This is a genomic window from Streptomyces tirandamycinicus (assembly GCF_003097515.1).
In the GTDB taxonomy this organism is placed as follows: Bacteria; Actinomycetota; Actinomycetes; order Streptomycetales; family Streptomycetaceae; genus Streptomyces; species Streptomyces tirandamycinicus.
This window is the reverse complement of sequence record NZ_CP029188.1, coordinates 6629986-6648769: the sequence shown is the minus strand read 5'-3', so window position 1 is coordinate 6648769 and position 18784 is coordinate 6629986. Positions and strand designations below refer to the sequence as shown.

Genomic DNA, 18784 nt, shown 5'->3' with positions numbered 1-18784 from the left:
CGGACCGTCGGGGTTCGGCACCTCGGGCGGCCGAGGTTCCCGCGCACGGCATCCGGGATCCGCGTCCCGATTGCCGATGCCGGGAGTCCCGCCCCGGGGCCCGACCCCGTCCGGGGCCCGACCTCGTCCGGGGCCCAGGCAGTCCGGAGTCACAGGCCGTCCGGAGACCCGGGCGGGCGGTGAACGCATCGGCGCCCGTGTCCGTACTGCTGTCTGCGTGGCGTGCCGGACGCCCCGCAGACAGCGCCCGGCGACACCCACGGGCACGAAGACCAGGCCGAGCCCGGAGGCATCATGAGTCCGAACCGACGTGCAGCCGAGTCGGGGGCCCCCTTGCGGACCCTGGCCGTCCTCGCCGCCGTGTGCGCCGTCATCGCGACGGTGCTGATCGCCACCCGGGGAAGTGACGGCGATGCGTCGGCCACCCAGGCACCGGCCGGGGTCGCCGGGCAGGGCTACGGCCAGAGCGCGGGGGCGGGATACGGGTACTCGTCCGGCACCGGCCATGCGACCGGCGCACAGAAGGACGGCGCGGCGGACGAGGCGGGGCAGGCTCCTGCCGGGCCGCAGCCGGTGACGGAGATCGACAAGACGTTCCTCGTCAAGGTGCGCCAGGCGGGCCTGTGGGAGATCCCGGCGGGCCGGCTGGCCCAGACGAACGCGTCGAGCGAGGCCGTCAAGCGCGCCGGTCTGCATCTGCTGGACGGTCACAGCAAGCTCGACCAACTGGTCCGCGAGGACGCGAGGATCCTGGGGGTGCCGATTCCCGACGAGGCGACCGATGAGCAGCAGGAGTGGGTGCGGCAGCTGGAGAACGCCCGAGGGGCCGAGTTCGACCGCCTCTTCGCCAACGTGCTGCGCTCATCGCACGGAAAGATCTTCGCCACCATCGCAGAGGTGCGGGCGGCCACGCAGAACGACCTGATCCGCCGTCATGCGCGGCAGGCCAACCAGACGGTCCTGGATCACATGGAGGTCCTGGAGGACACCGGCCTGGTCGACAGCGACACCCTCGCGGAGGTCGAGAAGTCCGTCACCCCCAGCCAGTGAGGCGCGGTGCCGGGAGGGGACATCGGGCCCCCTCCCACCCCGACCGGCACCGCGGTTCACGCCGGACGGAGTCCGGCGACGGCCGGGACTACCGGTGTTCCGGGTTCGGGGAGTCGAAGCGGCAGCCGGCGTCCCACTCCGTGCGCTGGTTGCCGTGCGCGGGGATGCCGCCCGCCTGCCTGAGCATCGCGGCCAGGTGCATCAGGTTCCAGGTCATGAACGTGGTGTTGCGGTGGGTGAACTCGTTCTCGGGCCCGCCCGAGCCGGGGTCGAGGTAGGACGGTCCCGGGCCGGCTTCGCCGATCCAGCCGGCGTCGGCCTGCGGAGGGATGGTGTAGCCGAGGTGCTGGAGACTGTAGAGCACGTTCATGGCGCAGTGCTTGACGCCGTCCTCGTTCCCGGTGATCAGGCAGCCGCCGACCCGTCCGTAGTAGGCGTACTGCCCCCTGTCGTTGAGCAGGCTGGAGCAGGCGTACAGCCTCTCGATCACCCGCTTCATCACCGAGCTGTTGTCGCCCAGCCAGATGGGACCGGCGAGCACGAGGATGTCGGACGACATCACCTTCTCGTAGAGCGACGGCCAGGCGTCGGTCTCCCAGCCGTGTTCGGTCATGTCCGGCCAGACACCGGTGGCGATGTCGTGGTCGACGGCGCGGACGACGTCGACCGCGACTCCCTGGCGCTCCATCAGCTCGCGGCTCCGGTCGAGCAGCCCCTGGGTGTTGCTGGTCTCGGGTGAGCGTTTCAAGGTGCAGTTGACGAAGAGGGCGCGCAGGTCGTCGTATCGAACGGACGGCGCGGCAGAGCCGGACGGCTGAGTGGTCACGAGGTCCTCCTGTGGGTCCTCCGCAGTGGCGTTCACCGGGGTTCGGCGCGTCCATCGTGCTGGCGGGGCCGGCGCACGGGCCGCTGCGGCGCAGCGGCCGGTCCACGATCACTCCGTCAGCCGACGGACCACCCGGCCCCGGGACACCCCTGCCGCCCGGCCCCGCGCGCCGTGACAGCCCCGCCCCGGCCTCCTGGGTACGGCGCCGTACCCAGGAGGCACGAGGCCCCTCCGCCCCGGCGTGGGCCGGTCCGCAGCGGCGCTCGACGTGGGCCGGGGACAGGGGTGGTGGGTGTTCACCGCCGGTGGTGACGCGCGCCCCGGGCGCCCGTCTCACACCTCGCCGCGCCACGCTCCGGTCTCCGTACCGCGGGACTCGATGAAGCTCTTGAAACGCTCGAGGTCGCCGCTGACCCGGCGCTTGACGAAGCCGAGCTTGTCCCCAACCGTCTCGGCCAGGCCCTGGGGATCGAAGTCCATCTGCAGCATGACCTTGGTCCTGCCGTCGGACAGGCGGTGGAACGTCACCACTCCGGCCTGGCGTTCCCCTTCGACGGTGGTCCACGCGACGCGCTCGTCCGGGATCTGCTCGGTGATCTTCGCGTCGAACTGCCGCTCGACGCCGCCGATCGACGTGGTCCAGTGGGTCAGGCTGTCGGAGAGCTGGTCGACCCGCTCCACACCCTCCATGAACTCGGGGAAGGACTCGAACTGGGTCCACTGGTTGTACGCCGTACGCACCGGGACGTCGACCTCGACGGACTCCTCGACCTGCGACATCTTCGTCTCCTCTCGTTCGGGCCCGCGCCGGGGCGGGCCGTGGGGACGGTCGTCCCCGTGGTCGCCCGCGTACCCGGCGCGGCGCCGTTGATGACCGGATCGCGGAACAGTTTCGGGACTCCGGCCCCGCACCGGCGGTGGCCGGGGCGTACGAGTCGTTCGCGGGTGGCGGTGCGGGTGCCGAACCGCCGTCAGACCCCGCCGGGTCACGGCATCACCGTGACGGCGCGCGGGCGGAAGGTACCGGCTCTCGCTCCCGGCCCGTCCCGGAGGCGAGCGTTCCGTACGAGACTGCGAAACGGCGTGAACGACGGGTGCGGGAGGAGTAGGGCCGAATGCCTGGTATGCGGGATAACCTTCGGTGGTACGAAGCCGGGGGTCACCCTCTTCCCGGCGGACCGAACTCATACCCCGAGGGCGCGTTGCGTGAGAACGAGATGGCCGTGTTCGGCGTGTCCGCCGCGGATGAGGAGCTCTATCGGCACTGTCTGCGCCATCCCGACACCACGGTCGAGGACCTGCATGCGCTCGCCGGCAAGATCGGGTCCGGCCGCGAGCAGGACCCGGAACGCTGCCTGGAGCGGCTGCGCCGACTCGGGCTGATCCACCCCACGGGGACCGACGGCCGCATCGCACCGGCGGATCCCGAGGTGGCCGTGGCCCGGCTGACGGACGCCCGGCTCCACGCCCTGCACCAGGAGTTGCAGCGGGTCACGCAGGCCCGGCACGTCGTCCAGGGGCTGCGGGCCGAGCAGGGCGAGTTGATGGCGTCGCAGGGCATCGAGCAGTTGCACGGGCTGGACGACATCCGCAACCGCATCGAGGACCTCGCGTTCTTCGCGCGTGAGGAGATCCTCTCGGTGGAGCCGTACACCAGGCTGTCGGCCGAGAACATCACCCGGTCGCGGCCGCTGGACATGCGCTGTCTGCGCAGGGGGGTGCGCATCAGGAACGTGGTGCTGCGAGCCGCCCTCGACCATCCGCCCACGGCGGGCTATCTGCGGGAGCTGGTCGCGGAAGGCGCGCTGATCAGGGTGGCGGAGAACATATCCGAGCGGATCCTGGTGTACGACGGCCATACGGCCCTGGTGCCCGTGGATCCGCGCAACACGGCGCGGGGCGCCTTGCTGGCCCGCAGCAACGGGTTGGTGGCGAACATCATCGCCCTGTTCGAGCAGATCTGGTCGCAGGCCGAGCAGTTGACCGCGGTGGCCGGGCCGGAGGGCGAGCAGCAGCGGCTGACCGGGACCGAGCAGCGGGTGCTGCTGTCGATGTGCTCGGCCGGCAAGGACGAGGTGGGGGCGCGGGAGCTGGGCGTGTCGGTGCGGACGTACCGGCGCCATGTCGCGGACATCATGCAGAAGCTGGGGGCGGTGAACCGCGCCCATGCGGCGCTGCTGGCACGGGAACGCGGCTGGGTGTGACGGTCCGGCCGCCGTCCCGTCCCGGAACCGCGGCGCGATGCCCCCGGCCGCCCGGAGGACGGCGCGGCCGCCGCCGGTGCCGTGCCCCTGCCGCGGCCGGTCAGTCCCGGTGGCGGGACCAGCCGCGCAGCGCCGAGTCCGCCAGTGCCCGGCTGACGGCGCTGCTGACGGTGCGCGGATCGGTGACCGCGTCGAGGGCGATCCGCAGCCGGATGCGGTCGGCACGGACCTCGGGCAGGCAGGGCCAGTGGCCGGGCAGCAGGCCCAGCAGCCGGATGACGGTGGTCTCGCCCGCGGGTGCGGACCGGTCGTCGCGCACCGCGACGATGTCGACGTAGTCCGTTCGGCCGGGGGTCGTCACGGTGCGGCCGCCCGGTGGCCGGGAGCGCCGAGCAGGCTCCGTGCGGCCGTGGCCATCGCGGTGACACCGGCCGGGAGGGCGGTGCGCACGTCGGGGGCGAAGGTGTCCGTGTGGTTGGCCGGCACCGGTTCGCCGCCGGCGCGCGCCGCACGCCACTGCCGGGCGCCGGTGGCACCGAGCATCCAGTAGGCGACCGGCACCCCGCCCGCGGCGTAGTGGGGGAAGTCCTCGGTCGCCGTCGATCCGGGCCAGCCGGTCACCCGGTGCGTCCCGAAGGCGTCCTGGTGTGCGCGGCGCACACGTCGGGCCGTCTCCGGGTGTGCCTCCAGCATGGGCGAGGCGGCCGCGACCGTGATCTCCGGTTCGCGGTCGCAGCCGGAGGCGGCGCACTCGGCCCTCACGACTCTCCGGACGGCCTCGGTCACCCGGGTCAGGGCGGCGTCGGTGAACGCTCTGACGGAGACGGACAGCCGGGCTTCCGAGGGGATCACGTTGGCCCGGTCCCCGGCGTGCAGCGAACCGACGGTGAGCACGACCCGCTCGCCGGGCGCGGACTCCCGCGACACCACCGTCTGGAGCCGCATCACGACGGCGGCGGCGGTCACCACGGGGTCGACGGCCAGGTGCGGGGTGCCCGCGTGCCCGCCGCGGCCGTGCACGACCACGTCGAGCGTGACACCGGCGGACATCAGCGGGCCCCGCCCGTGGGCGACACTTCCGGCGGGCAGCGGTGCGCAGTGCTGGGCGAGCACCGCGTCCGGCGTTCCGAACCGGTCGTAGAGGCCGTCGTCGAGCATGGCCCGGGCGCCGCTGAGGGTCTCCTCCGCGGGCTGCCCGACGAGCACCAGGGTGCCCCGCCAGGAGTCGCGGGAGGCGGCCAGAAGGGAGACCGCGCCGGCGGCAGCCGCGGTGTGCAGATCGTGTCCGCAGGCGTGCATGACGCCGGGAACGGTGCTGGCGTACTTGAGGCCGGTGCGTTCCCGTACCGGCAGCGCGTCGAGTTCGGCCCGGACCATCACCGTGGGGCCCGGGCCGTTGCGGAACACGCCGACGACGCCGTGACCGCCGACACGGCGGGTGACGGTGCAGCCGTCCTGCTCGAGCCGGGCGGCGAGCACCCCGGCGGTGCGCACCTCCGCGCCCGAGAGCTCCGGATGGGCGTGCAGGTCGACGTACAGCGCGATGGCGTCCCTCAGGACGTCCCGCGGGAGTTCTGCTGCGTTCATCGGGCTCCTTGCCCTTCGGTGCGGCTACGGCGGACCGGAAGGCGGCTCGCCCGCCAGCGTCCCCGGCCCGCACGACAGACGCCCGGCGTTTTGCTGACACGAGGTGTCAGCGAAGTGTCAGTGAGAGCCGAGGTGAGGTGAAAGGCCGTTCGGCTGCAATGGCCCGAGCGAGGGAGACCGCCGGACCCGCCGGCCGGCCCCGCACACCGAGGGAGACGCAGATGACCCCGAAGCCCGAACTCGCCACGCTCGCCGACGAGATCCTGGAGCTGGAGTCCGAGACCTTCGAGATCTCGGACTACTCGGACGCCGCCGAGGTCGTCCTGGCCGGCTCGACGTCGTGCTCCTCGACGTCGACCTGCTCCAGCACCACCAGCACCACCTCCTGCAGCGCCTGATCCCGGGAGCGCGTGCCGTCCGCCGGACGGGCCACGGCCTCCCGCCCCGCGGGCGTTTCCGCGGGGCGGGAGGCCGTCGGCGTACCCGGGCGGACGACGCCGCTTCGGACCGTGCCACAGCGAGCACGGCGCCGCACCGGGCACGGCGCCGGCGGTTCGGACCGCGCCGGGTTGGCGGCACGGCCCACCCGCCCCCGGGTTGCCCGTCACGGAAACGGATGCGGCACGGCCCTGATCTCCGATCCGGGCAGCAGGTCCGGGCGCCGTCCCGCGTCGCGCAGCCCGGTCCGCAGCCTCGGCATCAGCAGGGCCCGCTGCCGTGACCAGCCGAAGTCCAGCGGCAGGATGCCGGGAACGACCATGGCGACCGTGTGCAGACCCGACCGGCGCTGCTCCGGGGTCGTCTGGTCCACGACGACGGCGTCGAGTCCGGCGTCGGCGAGACGCCGGACCAGGAAGCGCACATCGTCGCGGAGGTCGCCGGTCCGAGGCCGCACGGAGTCCGTCCAGTCGCGGAACGCCGCGTCCAGCGGCAGCACGTCCACCGGCTCCCGGAACTCCCGCGCGTGGACCGCCATCTCGGGCAGGCCGAACAGCTGGGCGTGGTCCTTGAGGTGGAGCACCTTGGCGTAGTCCCGAGCCATGTCGAGGAGTTCGCCGCGGCGGTCGGCCACCTGGTGCGGAAGGTGCGGGATGTAGGTGAGCACCTCCGAGAGCGCGGACTCGACGGTCTCCTCGGGGTCGAATCCGGCCGCTGCCGCGAAGGACAGGGTGCCGGGGCCGCCGTCGCGGCGGACGGCGAGCGCGGTGACCACGGGCACGGCGAGGTCCATGGTGGTGTCGAGGGCGAGGACGTCGTAGCCGTGCAGCGCCGCCCGGTCGGTCATGGCGCGGATCGAGGCGCGCCGGCAGCTGCGGAGGTCGATCGCGGTGAGCGGGGCGCGCCCGTACCAGGCCAGCAGGAACGCGTCGCGCTCGATGATCTCGAGCAGGGCGAAGAGGATCGCCTCCTCCGGACTGCCGCCGGTCGCACAGCCGTTGGAGCACTCGAAGACGAAGTTGTCCGCGTCCGTTCCCACGCTGTAGTGGGCGAGGCGGGCGGGGACGAGCACCGGCCGGTCGTCACGCAGCGAACGGCCCCAGACCCAGGGGATCTCCCGGGCCGGGTCGAAGGGGCTGACGAGCGGGTCGCGCGCATAGGTCTCCGGGGCGTAGAGGCCGCGTGCCGCGGGGTCGAGGGCCGGGGTGCCCGCGGCGACGAGGTCGTCGTACGAGGCCGTCACGGGGGTGGTGCCGCGGCGGCGGTGGGTGCCCGCGTAGCGTTCCAGGCCCTCCAGGTGGGCCAGCGTACGGCTGGCGGCGTAGCTGTTGGCCTGGCCGCTCCAGGTCACGTCGTTCAGGCCGGCGTAGCCGCGGACGAAGTTGGTCCCGGCGACGGGGGCGGTGGTGGTCGAGGCGGGGTTGATCCAGGTGCGGGCGCCGAGCGCTCCGCAGACGGGGTTGGCGAGCGCCTGTTCGGGGAGGGCGTACGAGGAGGCCGGGCGCAGCCGGTAGCGGCCGGGGTGCGGTTTGGGGGCGGGCCGCAGCCGGGCCGGGGCGGCGTCCGCGGTCTCGGGGACGGTCGTGACGCAGGACGGGCAGAGGGGTTCGGGCAGCAGGGGGAAGGTCACGGTCGCGAGGGTCCCCAGATCGACGCGGGTCACCTGGGGCAGTGTCCGGTCGGCCGGGGCCTCCGCCGGTGGCGAGAGCTCTCCGCCCAGGGCGGCCCGGTACACGGCCCACACCGCGTCGACGGCGTAGGGGGTGAGCAGCGGCCAGCCCGTGGCGCCGTGCGGCGTCCGGCCGCGTTCGAGCGCCTCCCGTTCGGAACGGCTGCGCAGTCGCTGCCAGCGCATGGCGAGGCACTGACCGCACGCCGGTTCACGGGCCCCGCCCCAGGGGCCGATCAGGACGGCGCGGGCGGTCAGCTGGACGTTGGCCCGGGGCCGGGTGGCGGCGTACGGGTCGGGGGCGCCGGTGCCGAGGACGTCCGCGGCGCCGAGGGGCACGACGAGCGGTGCGGGGAGGGCGGCGGCCCCGAGCACGGTGCGCCGGGCGGCGAGCCCGTCCTGGAGGGCGCTGGTCGGTGAAGTGGCGGCGGTCGGGGAAGCGGCGGTGGTCATGACGAGTCGCTCCAGCGGAACGTCCTGACGGCGACGGCGCCGAGCACCACGGCGAAGCCGGCGAGTACACCGCAGTCGAGGAGGACTCCGCCGGTGCTGCCGCCGGTGAGCGCGCCCGAGACACCGTCGTTGAGGTAGCGCAGCGGCAGCACCCGCGACAGGGTCTGCATCCAGTCCGGCATCATGTCCAGCGGGAGGAACGAGCCGGACAGGAACGCCATCGGGATCATCAGGCAGTTGGCGACCGCGGCGACGGCCTCGGGGGTCTTGGCGTACGAGCCGACGATCACTCCCAGCATCAGGAAGGCCGTGATGCCGAGGACGAGCACGGGCAGCGCCAGCGGCCAGCTCCCGGCGACGCCCAGCCCGAAGAACGGCAGCATGGCCACGGCGACGAACAGCACGGCCTGGACGACACCGACGGCGACCGCCACCACGTAACGGGACGCGATGACCGCGGAGACGGGCGTCGGCGTCATCCGGATGAGGCGCAGGATGTCGTCGCGGCGCCACTGCATCAGGACGAACGCGACCCCGAACACGGCGGCGTTGCCGACACCCCAGGCGAGCACGCCGGGGGCGATGTGCTCGATGTACGGCCGGCCGCTCTGCTCGACGTCCTGCCCGCTGAAGATCAGGCCGAAGACGACGAGGAACAGCAGGGGGAAGGCGAAGGTGAAGAAGAGCGTGGTCCGGTCCCGGGTGTAGGCCCGGTATCCGGCGGTGGTCAGCGCGGCGTAGGCGCTCATGGCGGAGGTCTCCGTGGTTCGTCGGCCGGCGTTCGGCGCCGGCGGGAGGCGGGGCGGGGCGGGGGAAGGGGTAGGGCGGGGGCAGGGAAGGTGCGGCTGGGAGCTGGGGCAGGGTCGGTGCCGGTGGTTCCTGCACCTGGCGGCGGCCTGGGGCGGTTCGGCCCGGGGCCGGTTCGGGTCGGGGCGGGTTCCGGTCGAGGTCGGGGTCGGCTACGCGCTGGGGTCCTCAGGCACGCCGGTCAGCTGGAGATAGACGTCCTCCAGTCCGGCGGTGCGGGTGCGGACTCCGCGGAGTCCCGCGACGGCGTCGACCGCGGCGAGCACGCTTCCGGCGTCGAGGGTCTCCAGCACCACCGAGTCGCCGTCGAGGGTGGCGCGTTCGACACCCGGGATGCCCCGGGCCGTCTCCAGGTCCAGCCGCTCGGCGGGAACGAGCAGCCGGGTGGTCGGGCTGCCCTGCTCGATCAGCCTGCCCGGGCTGTCCAGCGCGACGACACGGCCGCCGACGAGGATCGCCACCCGATCGCACAGCTCCTCGGCCTCGTCGAGGTGGTGGGTGGTGTAGACGATGGTGCGGCCTTCGCCCTTGAGATCGCGCAGCACCTGCCACAGCGCCCTGCGGGCCTGCGGATCGAGGGCCGCGGTCGGCTCGTCGAGGAAGATCAGTTCGGGTTGGTGGACCAGGGCGGAGGCGATGGCGAGCCGCTGCCGCTGCCCCCCGGAGAGGTCGTCGACACGGGCGCCGCCGTGCTCGGTGAGGCCGACGGAGGCCAGCGCGCGCTCGGCGGCGGCGTCGTCCACGCGGTACAGGGCGGCCACCGTGCGCAGGTGCTCCCGTGCGGTGAGCCGGACGAAGAACGCGGACGACTGGGTCTGGACGCCTATGCGGGCGAGGAGTGCCGGGTTCCTGGGCCAGGGGCTGTGCCCGAGGACGGCGATGCCGCCCGAGTCCGCACGCCGCTGCCCCTCCATGATCTCCACGAGGGTCGTCTTGCCGGCGCCGTTGGGCCCGAGCAGTCCGAAGAACTCACCGCGGGGGACGGTCAGGGACACGCCGTCGACGGCCTGGACGGCGCCGTAGCGCTTGTGCACGTCGTCAAGGACGACGGCGGGGTCGTCCTGCGGGCCGGCGGTGGGGGGCATGGAACTCTCCTTCGTGGGTGCGGAAACGCGGCCCGAGGGCCGTCACGGCGCGGTGGTGAGGTAGTGGTGGACCGCGGCCGAAGCGGCGGCCGCGAGCAGGACGAGGGTCAGCGCGACGGCCGCTCCGTAGGCGGTGTAGGCGCGACGGGCCCGCCGGGGGTAGCGGGCGGCGGCCGGGTCGCGCCGGAGCAGGAGTCTCAGGTACACGGCCGTGGAAGCCGCGAGTCCGGTGGCGCCCAGGAGCTGGGCGGCGATCCGGTACCCGTCGAGGGGCGGCAGCGGGAGCAGCATCGTGAACGCCTGCACGCTGCCGAGCAGCAGGAGCGCGCCGACCGCCTGCCGGGTGGCCTGGTCGAGCGGGGCGAGCGCCCAGACGGCGAAGAACGGCAGCAGGAACAGCAGGTTCATCGCGGCGCCCGCCGCGGCGGTGGCGATTCTGCCTCGCCTTCCGGGCAGATGGAGGAAGTCGTCCACGGTGCAGTACATGATGACCACGGGAAGGCGCCAGCGCAGCCCTATCTCGGACACCCGGCCGCCGTGGTGGTGCGCGAGGACGCCGTGGGCGAGTTCGTGCAGGGCGGTACTCAGCCACAGCAGCGTGGCGACCGCGAGCAGGAGTGCCGGGGCGGTGAACAGGGCGGCGGTGGCGTCGAGGAGCTCACCGAGGCGCAGCACCAGGGTGGTCTCCATGACGGCGGTCAGCGCCAGCAGCGGCAGCAGCGCGGCGGGTGAGAGCAGGTACCGGACGGTGCGGTGGAGCCGGGTCGCGGTCGCGTCCGCGTCCGCGACGAGGCGGACGCTGCCGCGCAGCAGTCCCCGGACGGCGGGCGCTTCGGCGCCGGACGGGGCGGTCGAGCGGGACGCGGCCTCCAAGGGAGAGTGGGAGCCGGGCGCTTGGGCGGACGCCGGCGTCGAGCGGGGACCGGCCGTGTGGCCCCCCGGCGCGACCGGGGATCCGGCAGAGCGGCCCCCCGGCGCGGAGGTGGCACCGGAGTGGCCCGCGAGGAGGTCGCGGGAGCCGAGGAGTGCCAGCAGCGACCGCCAGTGGGAGTCCCCGAGGCGCCGCCCGAACCGCCCCGCGTAGTCGGCCCCGATCTCCTCCACGGTCCGGGTGCCGTCCATGCGGGAGATCAGGAAGTGTTCCCGTGGGCCGACCTTGAAGGACTTTCCGCTCCCGGTGTTCTTGATCAGATGGACGAGGTCCGGTCCGTGGAGCAGCGGATCGCTGAGGAGCACCCCGGGGCGGAGCGCGGGACGGTAGCGCGCCGGTACGGCCGGGGCGGTCACCGCGCCTCCCCGGGGCCGGGTCCGGGTCCGGGCTCGCGTACGGGTCCGGGCTCGCGCAGGGCGCGGCTCAGGACGTGCGCGAGGTACGCCTCGTCCCTGATGGTCACGTGCAGCCGATTGTTGGTCATGTGCATGTACGGGGAGAGCAGCAGCGGGAGTGCGGCCGCCGGGTCGGTGACGTGTTCGTCGCGCGCGCCGTCCCAGGAGCGGAACACCAGGTCGCCGTCGGTGGCCAGCTTCTCGGCGCGGGTGCGCAGTTCGGCGCAGTGCTCGGCCCAGCCGGCCAGGAACGACGGCAGTCTGCCCGGTGCTCCGTCGCGGGTGGCGGCACGGACGCGGGTGAAGTGCCCGGCCAGTGAGGGGGCCATGGCGGCGTAGTTGCGGTCGTACTCCTCGCTGCCGATGAACCCCGTGCCGGGGAAGGCCCGGTGCCAGAAGGTGTAGTAGCTGTCCAGGTAGTCGGCGAGCTCGGTGTCCCCGTGGAGGAACGTGCCGGACATGACCATCATCAGCTGTGCGGACGTGCCGAGCAGCACCGTGCGCAGATGCAGGTTCTTGGTGCGGAAGGCGTCGACGACCAGGTCGCTGGAGTGGCGGAAGTGCCATTCGGCGAGGGCGACTCCCGCGGGGCCTCCGTACTTGCCGTACTCGGGCTCGTACGGCTCCGCGCTGCGGGAGTTGTTGGGGCGCAGCCGCATCCGGCCCTGGGCGTCGGTGTAGTGGCCACGCTCCGCGCCGGGGAACTCGATGTCGAACAGCGTGTTGTAGAAGTCGTTGAGGAAGCCCGAGTCGACCTCGTAGAGGGCGGGGCGTTCGGCGAGGAAGGCGTCCAAGGCCTCCTCGGTACGGCGGCGTACCTCCGGCGCGGCCTGCGCGGAGGAGGGCTTCAGCCGCAGCCGGACGTGCGGCCCCTCCAGCCAGTAGTTGATGAAGAACCAGCCGGAGATCAGCCCGTCCGCCTCCAGGCCGGCCACCAGGGGCCTGATGCACTGCAGGAGCATGGGCCGGGGGTTGGCCGCGTAGAAGACATGGGTGGCCTGCCAGTCCCGGGCCACGGCCGGAGCAGGCCCGAACCCGGAGGTGGCACCGGGCGCAGCTCCGGACGCAGCCCCGGAGTCGGAACCAGGACCGGAGGCGGAGGCAGGGCCGGAACCGGGACCGGAACCGGAGGCGGAGGCAGGGCCGGGACCGGGGCCGGTACCGGAGGCGGCCGGGGAACCGTGGGCGGGCTGTGTGCCGTCGGCGGCGGTCGTGGTCAACGTCGTCCCTTCGGTCGGGTGGGGACGGCCGTGGTCTCCACGGCCAGTTCGGCGACATGGCGGCCCCGCGCGGACGACACGTGCAGTCCGTTCTCGTCGGGCAGCATCTCGCGGAAGACCACACGGGCCTCCGCCGTTCTGAGGGTCGCCTCGAACGCCGCGAGGGACAGCGGGCTGTCGAAGTCGACGTACTGCGGCTTCGCTCCGGTCGCGCCGCGCGCCCCGCCGTCCGTCACGGTGACGAACACCCGGTCGGGGAGCCGGTGGGCGCGCCGGAAGGAGTGCCATCCCAGGAACCACTCCTCCTGAGTCCGGCCCCTGCCGGGCGGCGGCAGAGCGGAGGCGGGTGCGCTCCAGCTTCGCCGGCTGAGCACGACGCTGCCGTGCCGGACCCTGGGTCTGCGGGTGACCCCGCCGACGGGGTCGCCCCCGGGCACACCGCCCCACACGTTCAGCGGGGACATGGAGCTCGGTGAGAGCAGCAGCAGGGTCCGGGGGAGCTCCGGCAGGGCGAGCGGTACGAGGTAGCCGAGGTAGACGGGCACGACCTCGCGGCCGAGCCGGGCCGACCGCAGGACGAGCCGGTCGCCGACCTCGTCGTGCACCAGGTGCAGATCGTCGAGGTGGAGGCTGTACGGCTCGGGCAGGGTGGCGCGCTCACCGGGGCAGACGATCTCGTACTCGGTCAGCCGTCCGTGGAGGTTGAGGTTGCTGGTGACCGGACCGCCGGTGACCTCGGCGAGGACGGCTCCGTCCGGGCAGAGTTCGACGGAGCGCCGCAGCAGCCGGTCCTCCAGGCCCTCGAAGCAGTCGGCGAAGCGGCTGAACGGGAACGAGACCCCGCCGTACGACCGGTTGAGCACCGCCAGCGGCCCGCCGTCGCGGGGGACGGCCAGCTGGACGTGGTGGCTCAGGGGCACGAACGACGGTGCGACCGGTTCGAGTTCGGCCGCGACCTCGGCCAGCAGCGATTCCCCGACGGCGAGTTCCCCGTCGCTTCCGCGGGTCTCCCACAGGCCGCGCATCCCCTCGGCGAACGTCTGGCGGGCGGCGTCGAGGGCCTTGAGCTCGGGCAGACCGAGCCAGTTCTCCTCCGGTACGTAACGGCCCTCGGCGTCGAAGGGGGTTCGCCGGGACGTGAAGGAGAGGTACTGGTCGAAGAAGTCCTCGTGGAAGTCGTGGACGAGTTTCAGCAGGTCGTCGCAGCGCCCGCCGCGGCCGTGGCGGGCGAGGAAGAACCCCTTGAAGGTGATCCGCTGCGGCAGGGTGAGGTCGAAGGCGGGCAGGACGCGTTCGACCGCGCCGAGCGAACCCGCCACCGAGCGCGTCCAGGCGTCGAGCGGCAGCCGCACCTCCCGGCCCGCGGCGACGTCCTCGTACAGCACCGTCTGCGGCACCCTGCCGCGCCCGGCACCCAGTTCCGTCTGCACACCGTGCAGGTCGTTCCGGAGGCCGTGGAGCAGCTCGCGGCGTTCGCCGGGCGTCGCGGCGGCGAAGCGGTCCACGCGGGACAGCGGTGTGTCGAGGCGTTCGGCGAGTCCGGTGGCCCAGTCGCTGCCGAGGAGCCGGAGCGAGTCCTGGAAGGCGCGCAGCGGATCGGTGTCGTGGACCGCGGTGCGCAGTCCGGGGACCTGGACCATGCCGATGTCGAGCAGGGCGGTCAGGTACTGCTCCGCCTCGGCCTCGGTGGCTTCGCGGTCGGCGGCGAGCCATGCGGCGAGTTCCCCGTGGCGGAGGCTGCCGCGCTCCTCCAGGAGCGCGATGAGCCGCTCCAGGGTGCCGCTGCGCCGCAGGAAGAACAACCGGTCGCGGACGGCGTCGAAGGTGACGGCGGTGTCCTCGTCGCCGGAGGTGACCCAGCGGCGCACATAGCGCACCCGGTCGCCGACGCGGCCCCAGCCCGGCGCGAGGGCGAGAGGCAGATCGGCGCGCCGGGCCGGGTCAGCGGTGACCGCGTCGGCGAGGCGGCCGAGCGCGGCCACGTTGAGCCGGGCGCGGCCGGTCCACTCGTCGCCGACGTGGACGGCCAGGGCGTCACGGGCGCCGGAGGCCGGGTCCTCGCCCACGCCGGCCGGGGTCCCGCCGCGCCCCGAACCGCCCTGCGCCCACTCCTTCGGCGCGGGTTCCTCTTCCGCGGGCTCCGCCACCGCGAACTCCCCCGCCGCGGACTCCACCTTCGCGCACTCCCCCACCGCGAACTCCCCCGGCACCACACCGGTGAACGTGCTGAACGGGCTCGTCTTGCACGCCGTGCGGTACAGGTACGCCAGCAGGGAGCGCTCGATCTTGCGGTCCCGCTTGCCGGGCGTACGGTCCGGGTCGGCGGCCAGCCGCCCCCGCCACTCGTCGAGTTGGGCGTCGAGCGTGGGGGACGCCAGCAGCAGGCCGCCGCGCAGCCGCGGCTCCCCCGCCAGCCGCCCGAGGGCGGCCCGGGCACGGCCGGTCTCGCGGGCCACCAGCGCGGCGCCCTCCGACCGGCGGGCGTCGAGTGCGCGGCGGTCGGCGACCCAGTTCTCCAGCATCCCCGCGGTGTCCGGGTCGTGCGCACGGACCTGCGCGAGAGCGCTGCTCGCCTCGCCGGGCAGCCGGTTGTTGAACACCGCGCGGCGCAGGGCGAGCAGCAGCCGCCGGGACGACTCGTCCTCGTTGTGGCCGATCAGCCCGTGCAGCAGGTCGCCGAGGCGGGTGCCCTCGGCGGCCAGCCGCTCGGTCTCGGCGAGCACGTCGTCGGCCCAGCGGCGGCTCGCCGGGCAACGCAGTGCGCGGACGCTGTCGACGGGCAGCCCGGCGACGCGGAGCATGAACGGCATCGTGGTCCCCACCCTTCCGGTTCTCATGGGTCAGTAGTCCGGTCGCCTGACGGCGACACCCTGTGTGCGTGAAAATCGGTGCGTGGTCGTCCGGCGGACGTCGTCTCGCCTTGGCGCGTTCCGAGCCCGTGGGTCAGTAGGACGCTGGGGGTCCACCGACAGGCACCCGGATGTGTTGCTCCGAGCACGTGAATCAGACTCTTCCGCCTGCCGGACCCCCGCCGGACGGTCGCGTGCTCGCGGCCGACGACTGGAGGGGGTGCCGACGGGATGGAAGTGATCCACGAACGCTGCGCAGGAATCGACATCAGCAAGATCGACGTGAAGGTCTGCATCCGCGTGCCCAGCGGCACCGGCACGAGGCGCCGCAGCGAGGTGCGGACCTTCTCCGCGGTGACCTCCAGTCTGCTGGCGATGCGGGACTGGCTGCTCGCCGAGGGCATCACCGTGGTCGGCATGGAAGCCACCGGCGTGTACTGGAAACCGGTGTTCTACCTGCTGGAACACGACATGGAGTGCTGGCTGCTCAACGCCCGGCACATGAAGTCGGTGCCCGGCCGCAAGACCGACGTCAAGGACTCCGAGTGGATCGCCACGCTTGTCGAACACGGCCTGGTCCGCCCCAGCTTCGTGCCCCCGGAGCCGATCCGGCAGCTGCGGGACGTCACCCGCTACCGCACCGAGATCATCCGCGAACGCACCCGGGAGACCCAGCGGCTGGAGAAACTGCTGGAGGACACCGGCATCAAGCTGTCCGCCACCGTCTCCAACATCCTGGGCGTCTCCGGCCGCGCGATGCTCGAGGCCCTCATCGCCGGCGAGCGCGACCCGCACGACCTCGCCGACCTGGCCAAAGGCAGCATGCGCCGCAAGACCGACGCCCTCGTCGAGGCCCTCACCGGGAACTTCACCGCCCACCACGCCTTCCTGGCCCGGGCGATGCTGGACCGGATCGACGCCTGCACCGCCACCGAGACCAAGCTCAGCGAGCACATCGAGGTGATGCTGCAGCCCTTTCGCCGCCGCATCGAACTCCTCGTGACCATCCCCGGCGTCGACACCCGGGCAGCACAGGTGATCCTCTCCGAGATCGGCGCCGACATCACCCGCTTCCCCAGTGCGGCCGACCTGGCCTCCTGGGCCGGGGTGTGTCCCGGCAACCACCAGTCCGGCGGCAGAACCGGCAGCGGCAAGACCCGCCGGCGATCCCTGGCTGAAGGCCGCTCTCGGCCAGGCCGCCGTGTCCGCATCGCGGACCAAGGACACCTACCTCGCCGCCCGCTACCGGCGCATCGTCGCCCGCCGCGGCAAGAAACGCGCGCTGGTCGCCCTGGAGCACTCGATCCTGACCGCCGTCTGGCACATGTTCACCCACGACGCCGAATACGCCGACCTCGGCGGCCACTACTTCATCGAACGCACCGGCCGGGCCAGGCAGACCCGACGCCTGGTGAGCCAGCTCAACCAACTCGGCTACCAAGTCACCCTCCAAACAGAAGGAGCTGCCTGACCAGCAGGTACAGACACGGGACGGTGGATTTTCGAATCAGGCGATCTCGTGGCGGAAGTCGGCGGGCGCGGGCCGTTCGCTGCCGAGCATCATGATCAGCAGGGGTGACTCTCCGGTGCGTTCGAGGCCGAGTTCCTCGGAGTACGCGACGTTGTCGAAGCCGAGCGCGACGCCGCAGCCGACGCCGAGGGCGGAGGCGGCGGTGTAGACGCTCTGCGAGATCGCGCCGACCACGGCGTTGACGATCCGGTAACCGCGGTCGCCGACGGTGTCGAGCACCGCGCCGGTGCGGACGGTCGGCACGAGGACCGCGCCGGTCTGCTCCAGGTTGTAGTTGGCCAGGAAGTAGTTCTTCTGCAGGAAGGTGCCGGGCGGCCCCGCCTTCACCAGCCGCAGGGCGTGTGCCGCCGGGTCGTAGGCGTAGGCGCCGGGGGTGATGCCCTCGGTGTGGCCGACGAAGGCGTACAGACCGGCGATCCGGGTGGTACCGGTGCCGGTGTCGCCGCCGAGGGACGCGCCGTCGGCCGCGGCCGCCAGGCAGGACGCCAGGTGCTCGGCGCTCAGGGGCCGCCGGGCGTCGAACCGGCCGAAGCTGCTGCGGCGGTCGCGCAGCGCGGTGCGCACATCGGTGTCCAGCGGCGTCGGCGCGGGCAGCGGGACGGCCGGCAGCCCGCGGTCGGGGACCGGAGCGGCTGCCGGGGCGAGCGCCCCCGCGGCGGGCCGGCGGGCGGCGTGCTCCTCCGTGGCCGCCTGCATCCTCCGCACCGCGTCGAAGGTGAGGACGGTGCGCGAGCGTTCGGCGTCGCGGCGGCGGACGGTCGCGGTGTCCGCCGGCGGCGCGGGCCTGGCCCGCGCGCCCTCCCAGCGCAGCGGCACGACGGCGAACACGCCCTCGTCCTCGGTCCGGATCCCCAGCAGCCGGGCCAGTCTGCGCTCGTCGAACCACATCAGCGGCTCGACGCGCAGGCCCTGCGCCCGGGCCCAGATCCGCCAGGTCTGCAGCACGGTGCCGACGTCCATGGTGACGGCGTGGAAGGAGAAGGAGTTGTACTTGAACGCGTTCTGCCAGTACTTGACCCCGAGCACGAGGAACTGGTCGGTACCGGCGGCTCGTTCGCCCGCGGAGGCCGGGTCGCCGAGGGCCTCGCGCACCTCTCCGGAGACATCGCCGGCGAGCAGGCGCTGCAGGGCGTGGTGCCGGGTCGCGTAGTAGTGCACTCCGGGCGGCAGGGGGCCGCTGGGCCCGGACACCCAGTAGACGCTGACGGGGTAGAGGCCTCCGCCGGACGCGGTGCCGCGGGACCAGTTGGCGAGCGGGTGGAACGGCAGCGCGTCGAGGTCGGTGTTGGCCTGGACGCCGAGGCGGCGCCCGGTGAGCCCGTAGGAGTCCCGCAGCATGCCGGACAGGGCGGGCAGGTCGAAGGGGCGCTCCGGGCGGTCGCGGTCGGGGCCCGCGTGGTCCCGGCCGTCGTGACCGGGGCCCGCGTGGTCCCGGCCATCGTGACCGGGGCCGACGTGGTCCCGGCCGTCATGGTCCCGGCCGTCGTCGCCGGGGCCGACGTGACCGGGGCCGTCGTGGTCCGGGGCCAGTCCGCGGCCGACCGTCGCCCCGGGCGGCATGGTGTGGCCGGGCAGCGGCACGGTGTCGGCGCCCGGATAGAACTTGGTCTTCCGCGGGCCGTCGGCCCAGTTCGGGACGAAGTCGGCCGGTGGCATCGGGACCCTGCCCCGCCGCATGATCGCGGCGGCGTAGTCGTGGGCGTACCCCATGGGGGTGCTCCTTTTCCGTGGGGTGCCGG

The 18784-nt window shown here is 73.3% G+C and carries 14 protein-coding genes and 1 pseudogene; 4 read left to right on the top strand and 11 right to left on the bottom strand.

Annotated elements, in window-relative coordinates:
* Positions 1 to 294 precede the first annotated feature (294 nt).
* Positions 295 to 1050, top strand: coding sequence for a DUF4142 domain-containing protein (locus DDW44_RS28710; RefSeq protein WP_244224141.1), 756 nt, complete (start codon positions 295 to 297; stop codon positions 1048 to 1050).
* 88 nt (positions 1051 to 1138) lie between these two features.
* Here the strand turns inward: DDW44_RS28710 and DDW44_RS28705 are convergent, their stop codons facing one another.
* Positions 1139 to 1876 carry a flavodoxin family protein gene (locus tag DDW44_RS28705; protein WP_108908300.1) on the bottom strand — a complete coding sequence of 246 codons (738 nt, stop codon included), beginning with the start codon at positions 1874 to 1876 and terminating at the stop codon, positions 1139 to 1141.
* Between the two features lie 333 nt (positions 1877 to 2209).
* On the bottom strand, positions 2210 to 2656 hold the full coding sequence (locus DDW44_RS28700; protein ID WP_108908299.1) for an SRPBCC family protein: 447 nt from the start codon (positions 2654 to 2656) through the stop codon (positions 2210 to 2212).
* A gap of 437 nt (positions 2657 to 3093) precedes the next feature.
* Here DDW44_RS28700 and DDW44_RS28695 point away from each other — a divergent pair, with 437 nt between their 5' ends.
* The gene (locus tag DDW44_RS28695) at positions 3094 to 4080 is read left to right on the top strand and encodes a LuxR C-terminal-related transcriptional regulator (protein WP_017948547.1); all 987 of its coding nucleotides are present in this window, start codon (positions 3094 to 3096) and stop codon (positions 4078 to 4080) included.
* Positions 4081 to 4180: 100 nt separating this feature from the next.
* On the opposite strand, the gene DDW44_RS28690 is transcribed toward DDW44_RS28695, so the two are convergent.
* Together DDW44_RS28690 and DDW44_RS28685 are read right to left on the bottom strand one after the other, a co-directional pair.
* On the bottom strand, positions 4181 to 4441 hold the full coding sequence (locus tag DDW44_RS28690; RefSeq protein WP_018890433.1) for a hypothetical protein: 261 nt from the start codon (positions 4439 to 4441) through the stop codon (positions 4181 to 4183).
* The gene (locus DDW44_RS28685) at positions 4438 to 5667 is read right to left on the bottom strand and encodes an amidohydrolase (protein WP_108908298.1); all 1230 of its coding nucleotides are present in this window, start codon (positions 5665 to 5667) and stop codon (positions 4438 to 4440) included. The genes DDW44_RS28690 and DDW44_RS28685 overlap by 4 nt, the downstream gene beginning before the upstream one ends.
* Positions 5668 to 5888: 221 nt before the next feature.
* Between DDW44_RS28685 and DDW44_RS28680 the strand changes: the two genes are divergently transcribed.
* Entirely contained in the window at positions 5889 to 6065 is a 177-nt protein-coding gene (locus tag DDW44_RS28680) for a thiazolylpeptide-type bacteriocin (RefSeq protein ID WP_017948544.1), read from the top strand.
* Between the two features lie 206 nt (positions 6066 to 6271).
* Here DDW44_RS28680 and DDW44_RS28675 read toward each other — a convergent pair whose 3' ends face one another.
* The 6 genes from DDW44_RS28675 to DDW44_RS28650 all read right to left on the bottom strand — a co-directional run bounded on the left by DDW44_RS28675 (position 6272) and on the right by DDW44_RS28650 (position 15502).
* A complete protein-coding gene (locus tag DDW44_RS28675) occupies positions 6272 to 8227 on the bottom strand; it encodes a TOMM precursor leader peptide-binding protein (RefSeq protein ID WP_108908297.1) in 1956 nt (651 codons plus the stop codon).
* Entirely contained in the window at positions 8224 to 8976 is a 753-nt protein-coding gene (locus tag DDW44_RS28670) for an ABC transporter permease (protein WP_108908296.1), read from the bottom strand. Before DDW44_RS28670 ends, DDW44_RS28675 begins: the two co-directional genes overlap by 4 nt.
* A 210-nt stretch (positions 8977 to 9186) precedes the next feature.
* The gene (locus DDW44_RS28665) at positions 9187 to 10119 is read right to left on the bottom strand and encodes an ABC transporter ATP-binding protein (RefSeq protein WP_108908295.1); all 933 of its coding nucleotides are present in this window, start codon (positions 10117 to 10119) and stop codon (positions 9187 to 9189) included.
* A 42-nt stretch (positions 10120 to 10161) separates the two neighbouring features.
* Positions 10162 to 11406 carry a zinc metalloprotease gene (locus DDW44_RS28660; protein WP_108908294.1) on the bottom strand — a complete coding sequence of 415 codons (1245 nt, stop codon included), beginning with the start codon at positions 11404 to 11406 and terminating at the stop codon, positions 10162 to 10164.
* Positions 11403 to 12461: a lantibiotic dehydratase C-terminal domain-containing protein gene (locus DDW44_RS28655; protein ID WP_108908293.1), complete on the bottom strand. Its 1059-nt coding sequence runs from the start codon at positions 12459 to 12461 to the stop codon at positions 11403 to 11405. The genes DDW44_RS28660 and DDW44_RS28655 overlap by 4 nt, the downstream gene beginning before the upstream one ends.
* A 200-nt stretch (positions 12462 to 12661) precedes the next feature.
* On the bottom strand, positions 12662 to 15502 hold the full coding sequence (locus tag DDW44_RS28650) for a lantibiotic dehydratase (protein ID WP_425275673.1): 2841 nt from the start codon (positions 15500 to 15502) through the stop codon (positions 12662 to 12664).
* 243 nt (positions 15503 to 15745) lie between these two features.
* On the opposite strand from DDW44_RS28650, the pseudogene DDW44_RS28645 reads away from it, so the two are divergent.
* Positions 15746 to 16985 (top strand): annotated as a pseudogene (locus DDW44_RS28645) (IS110 family RNA-guided transposase).
* Between the two features lie 36 nt (positions 16986 to 17021).
* Here DDW44_RS28645 and DDW44_RS28640 read toward each other — a convergent pair.
* The gene (locus DDW44_RS28640; RefSeq protein ID WP_108908291.1) at positions 17022 to 18755 is read right to left on the bottom strand and encodes a SagB family peptide dehydrogenase; all 1734 of its coding nucleotides are present in this window, start codon (positions 18753 to 18755) and stop codon (positions 17022 to 17024) included.
* Positions 18756 to 18784 lie beyond the last annotated feature (29 nt).

Coding starts and splice junctions, on each gene's coding strand:
- DDW44_RS28710 (WP_244224141.1), top strand. CDS start 295: ATGAGTCCGAACCGACGTGCAGCCGAGTCGGGGGCCCCCTTGCGGACC.
- DDW44_RS28700 (WP_108908299.1), bottom strand. CDS start 2,656: ATGTCGCAGGTCGAGGAGTCCGTCGAGGTCGACGTCCCGGTGCGTACG.
- DDW44_RS28695 (WP_017948547.1), top strand. CDS start 3,094: ATGGCCGTGTTCGGCGTGTCCGCCGCGGATGAGGAGCTCTATCGGCAC.
- DDW44_RS28685 (WP_108908298.1), bottom strand. CDS start 5,667: ATGAACGCAGCAGAACTCCCGCGGGACGTCCTGAGGGACGCCATCGCG.
- DDW44_RS28680 (WP_017948544.1), top strand. CDS start 5,889: ATGACCCCGAAGCCCGAACTCGCCACGCTCGCCGACGAGATCCTGGAG.
- DDW44_RS28675 (WP_108908297.1), bottom strand. CDS start 8,227: ATGACCACCGCCGCTTCCCCGACCGCCGCCACTTCACCGACCAGCGCC.
- DDW44_RS28670 (WP_108908296.1), bottom strand. CDS start 8,976: ATGAGCGCCTACGCCGCGCTGACCACCGCCGGATACCGGGCCTACACC.
- DDW44_RS28665 (WP_108908295.1), bottom strand. CDS start 10,119: ATGCCCCCCACCGCCGGCCCGCAGGACGACCCCGCCGTCGTCCTTGAC.
- DDW44_RS28650 (WP_425275673.1), bottom strand. CDS start 15,502: ATGAGAACCGGAAGGGTGGGGACCACGATGCCGTTCATGCTCCGCGTC.
- DDW44_RS28640 (WP_108908291.1), bottom strand. CDS start 18,755: ATGGGGTACGCCCACGACTACGCCGCCGCGATCATGCGGCGGGGCAGG.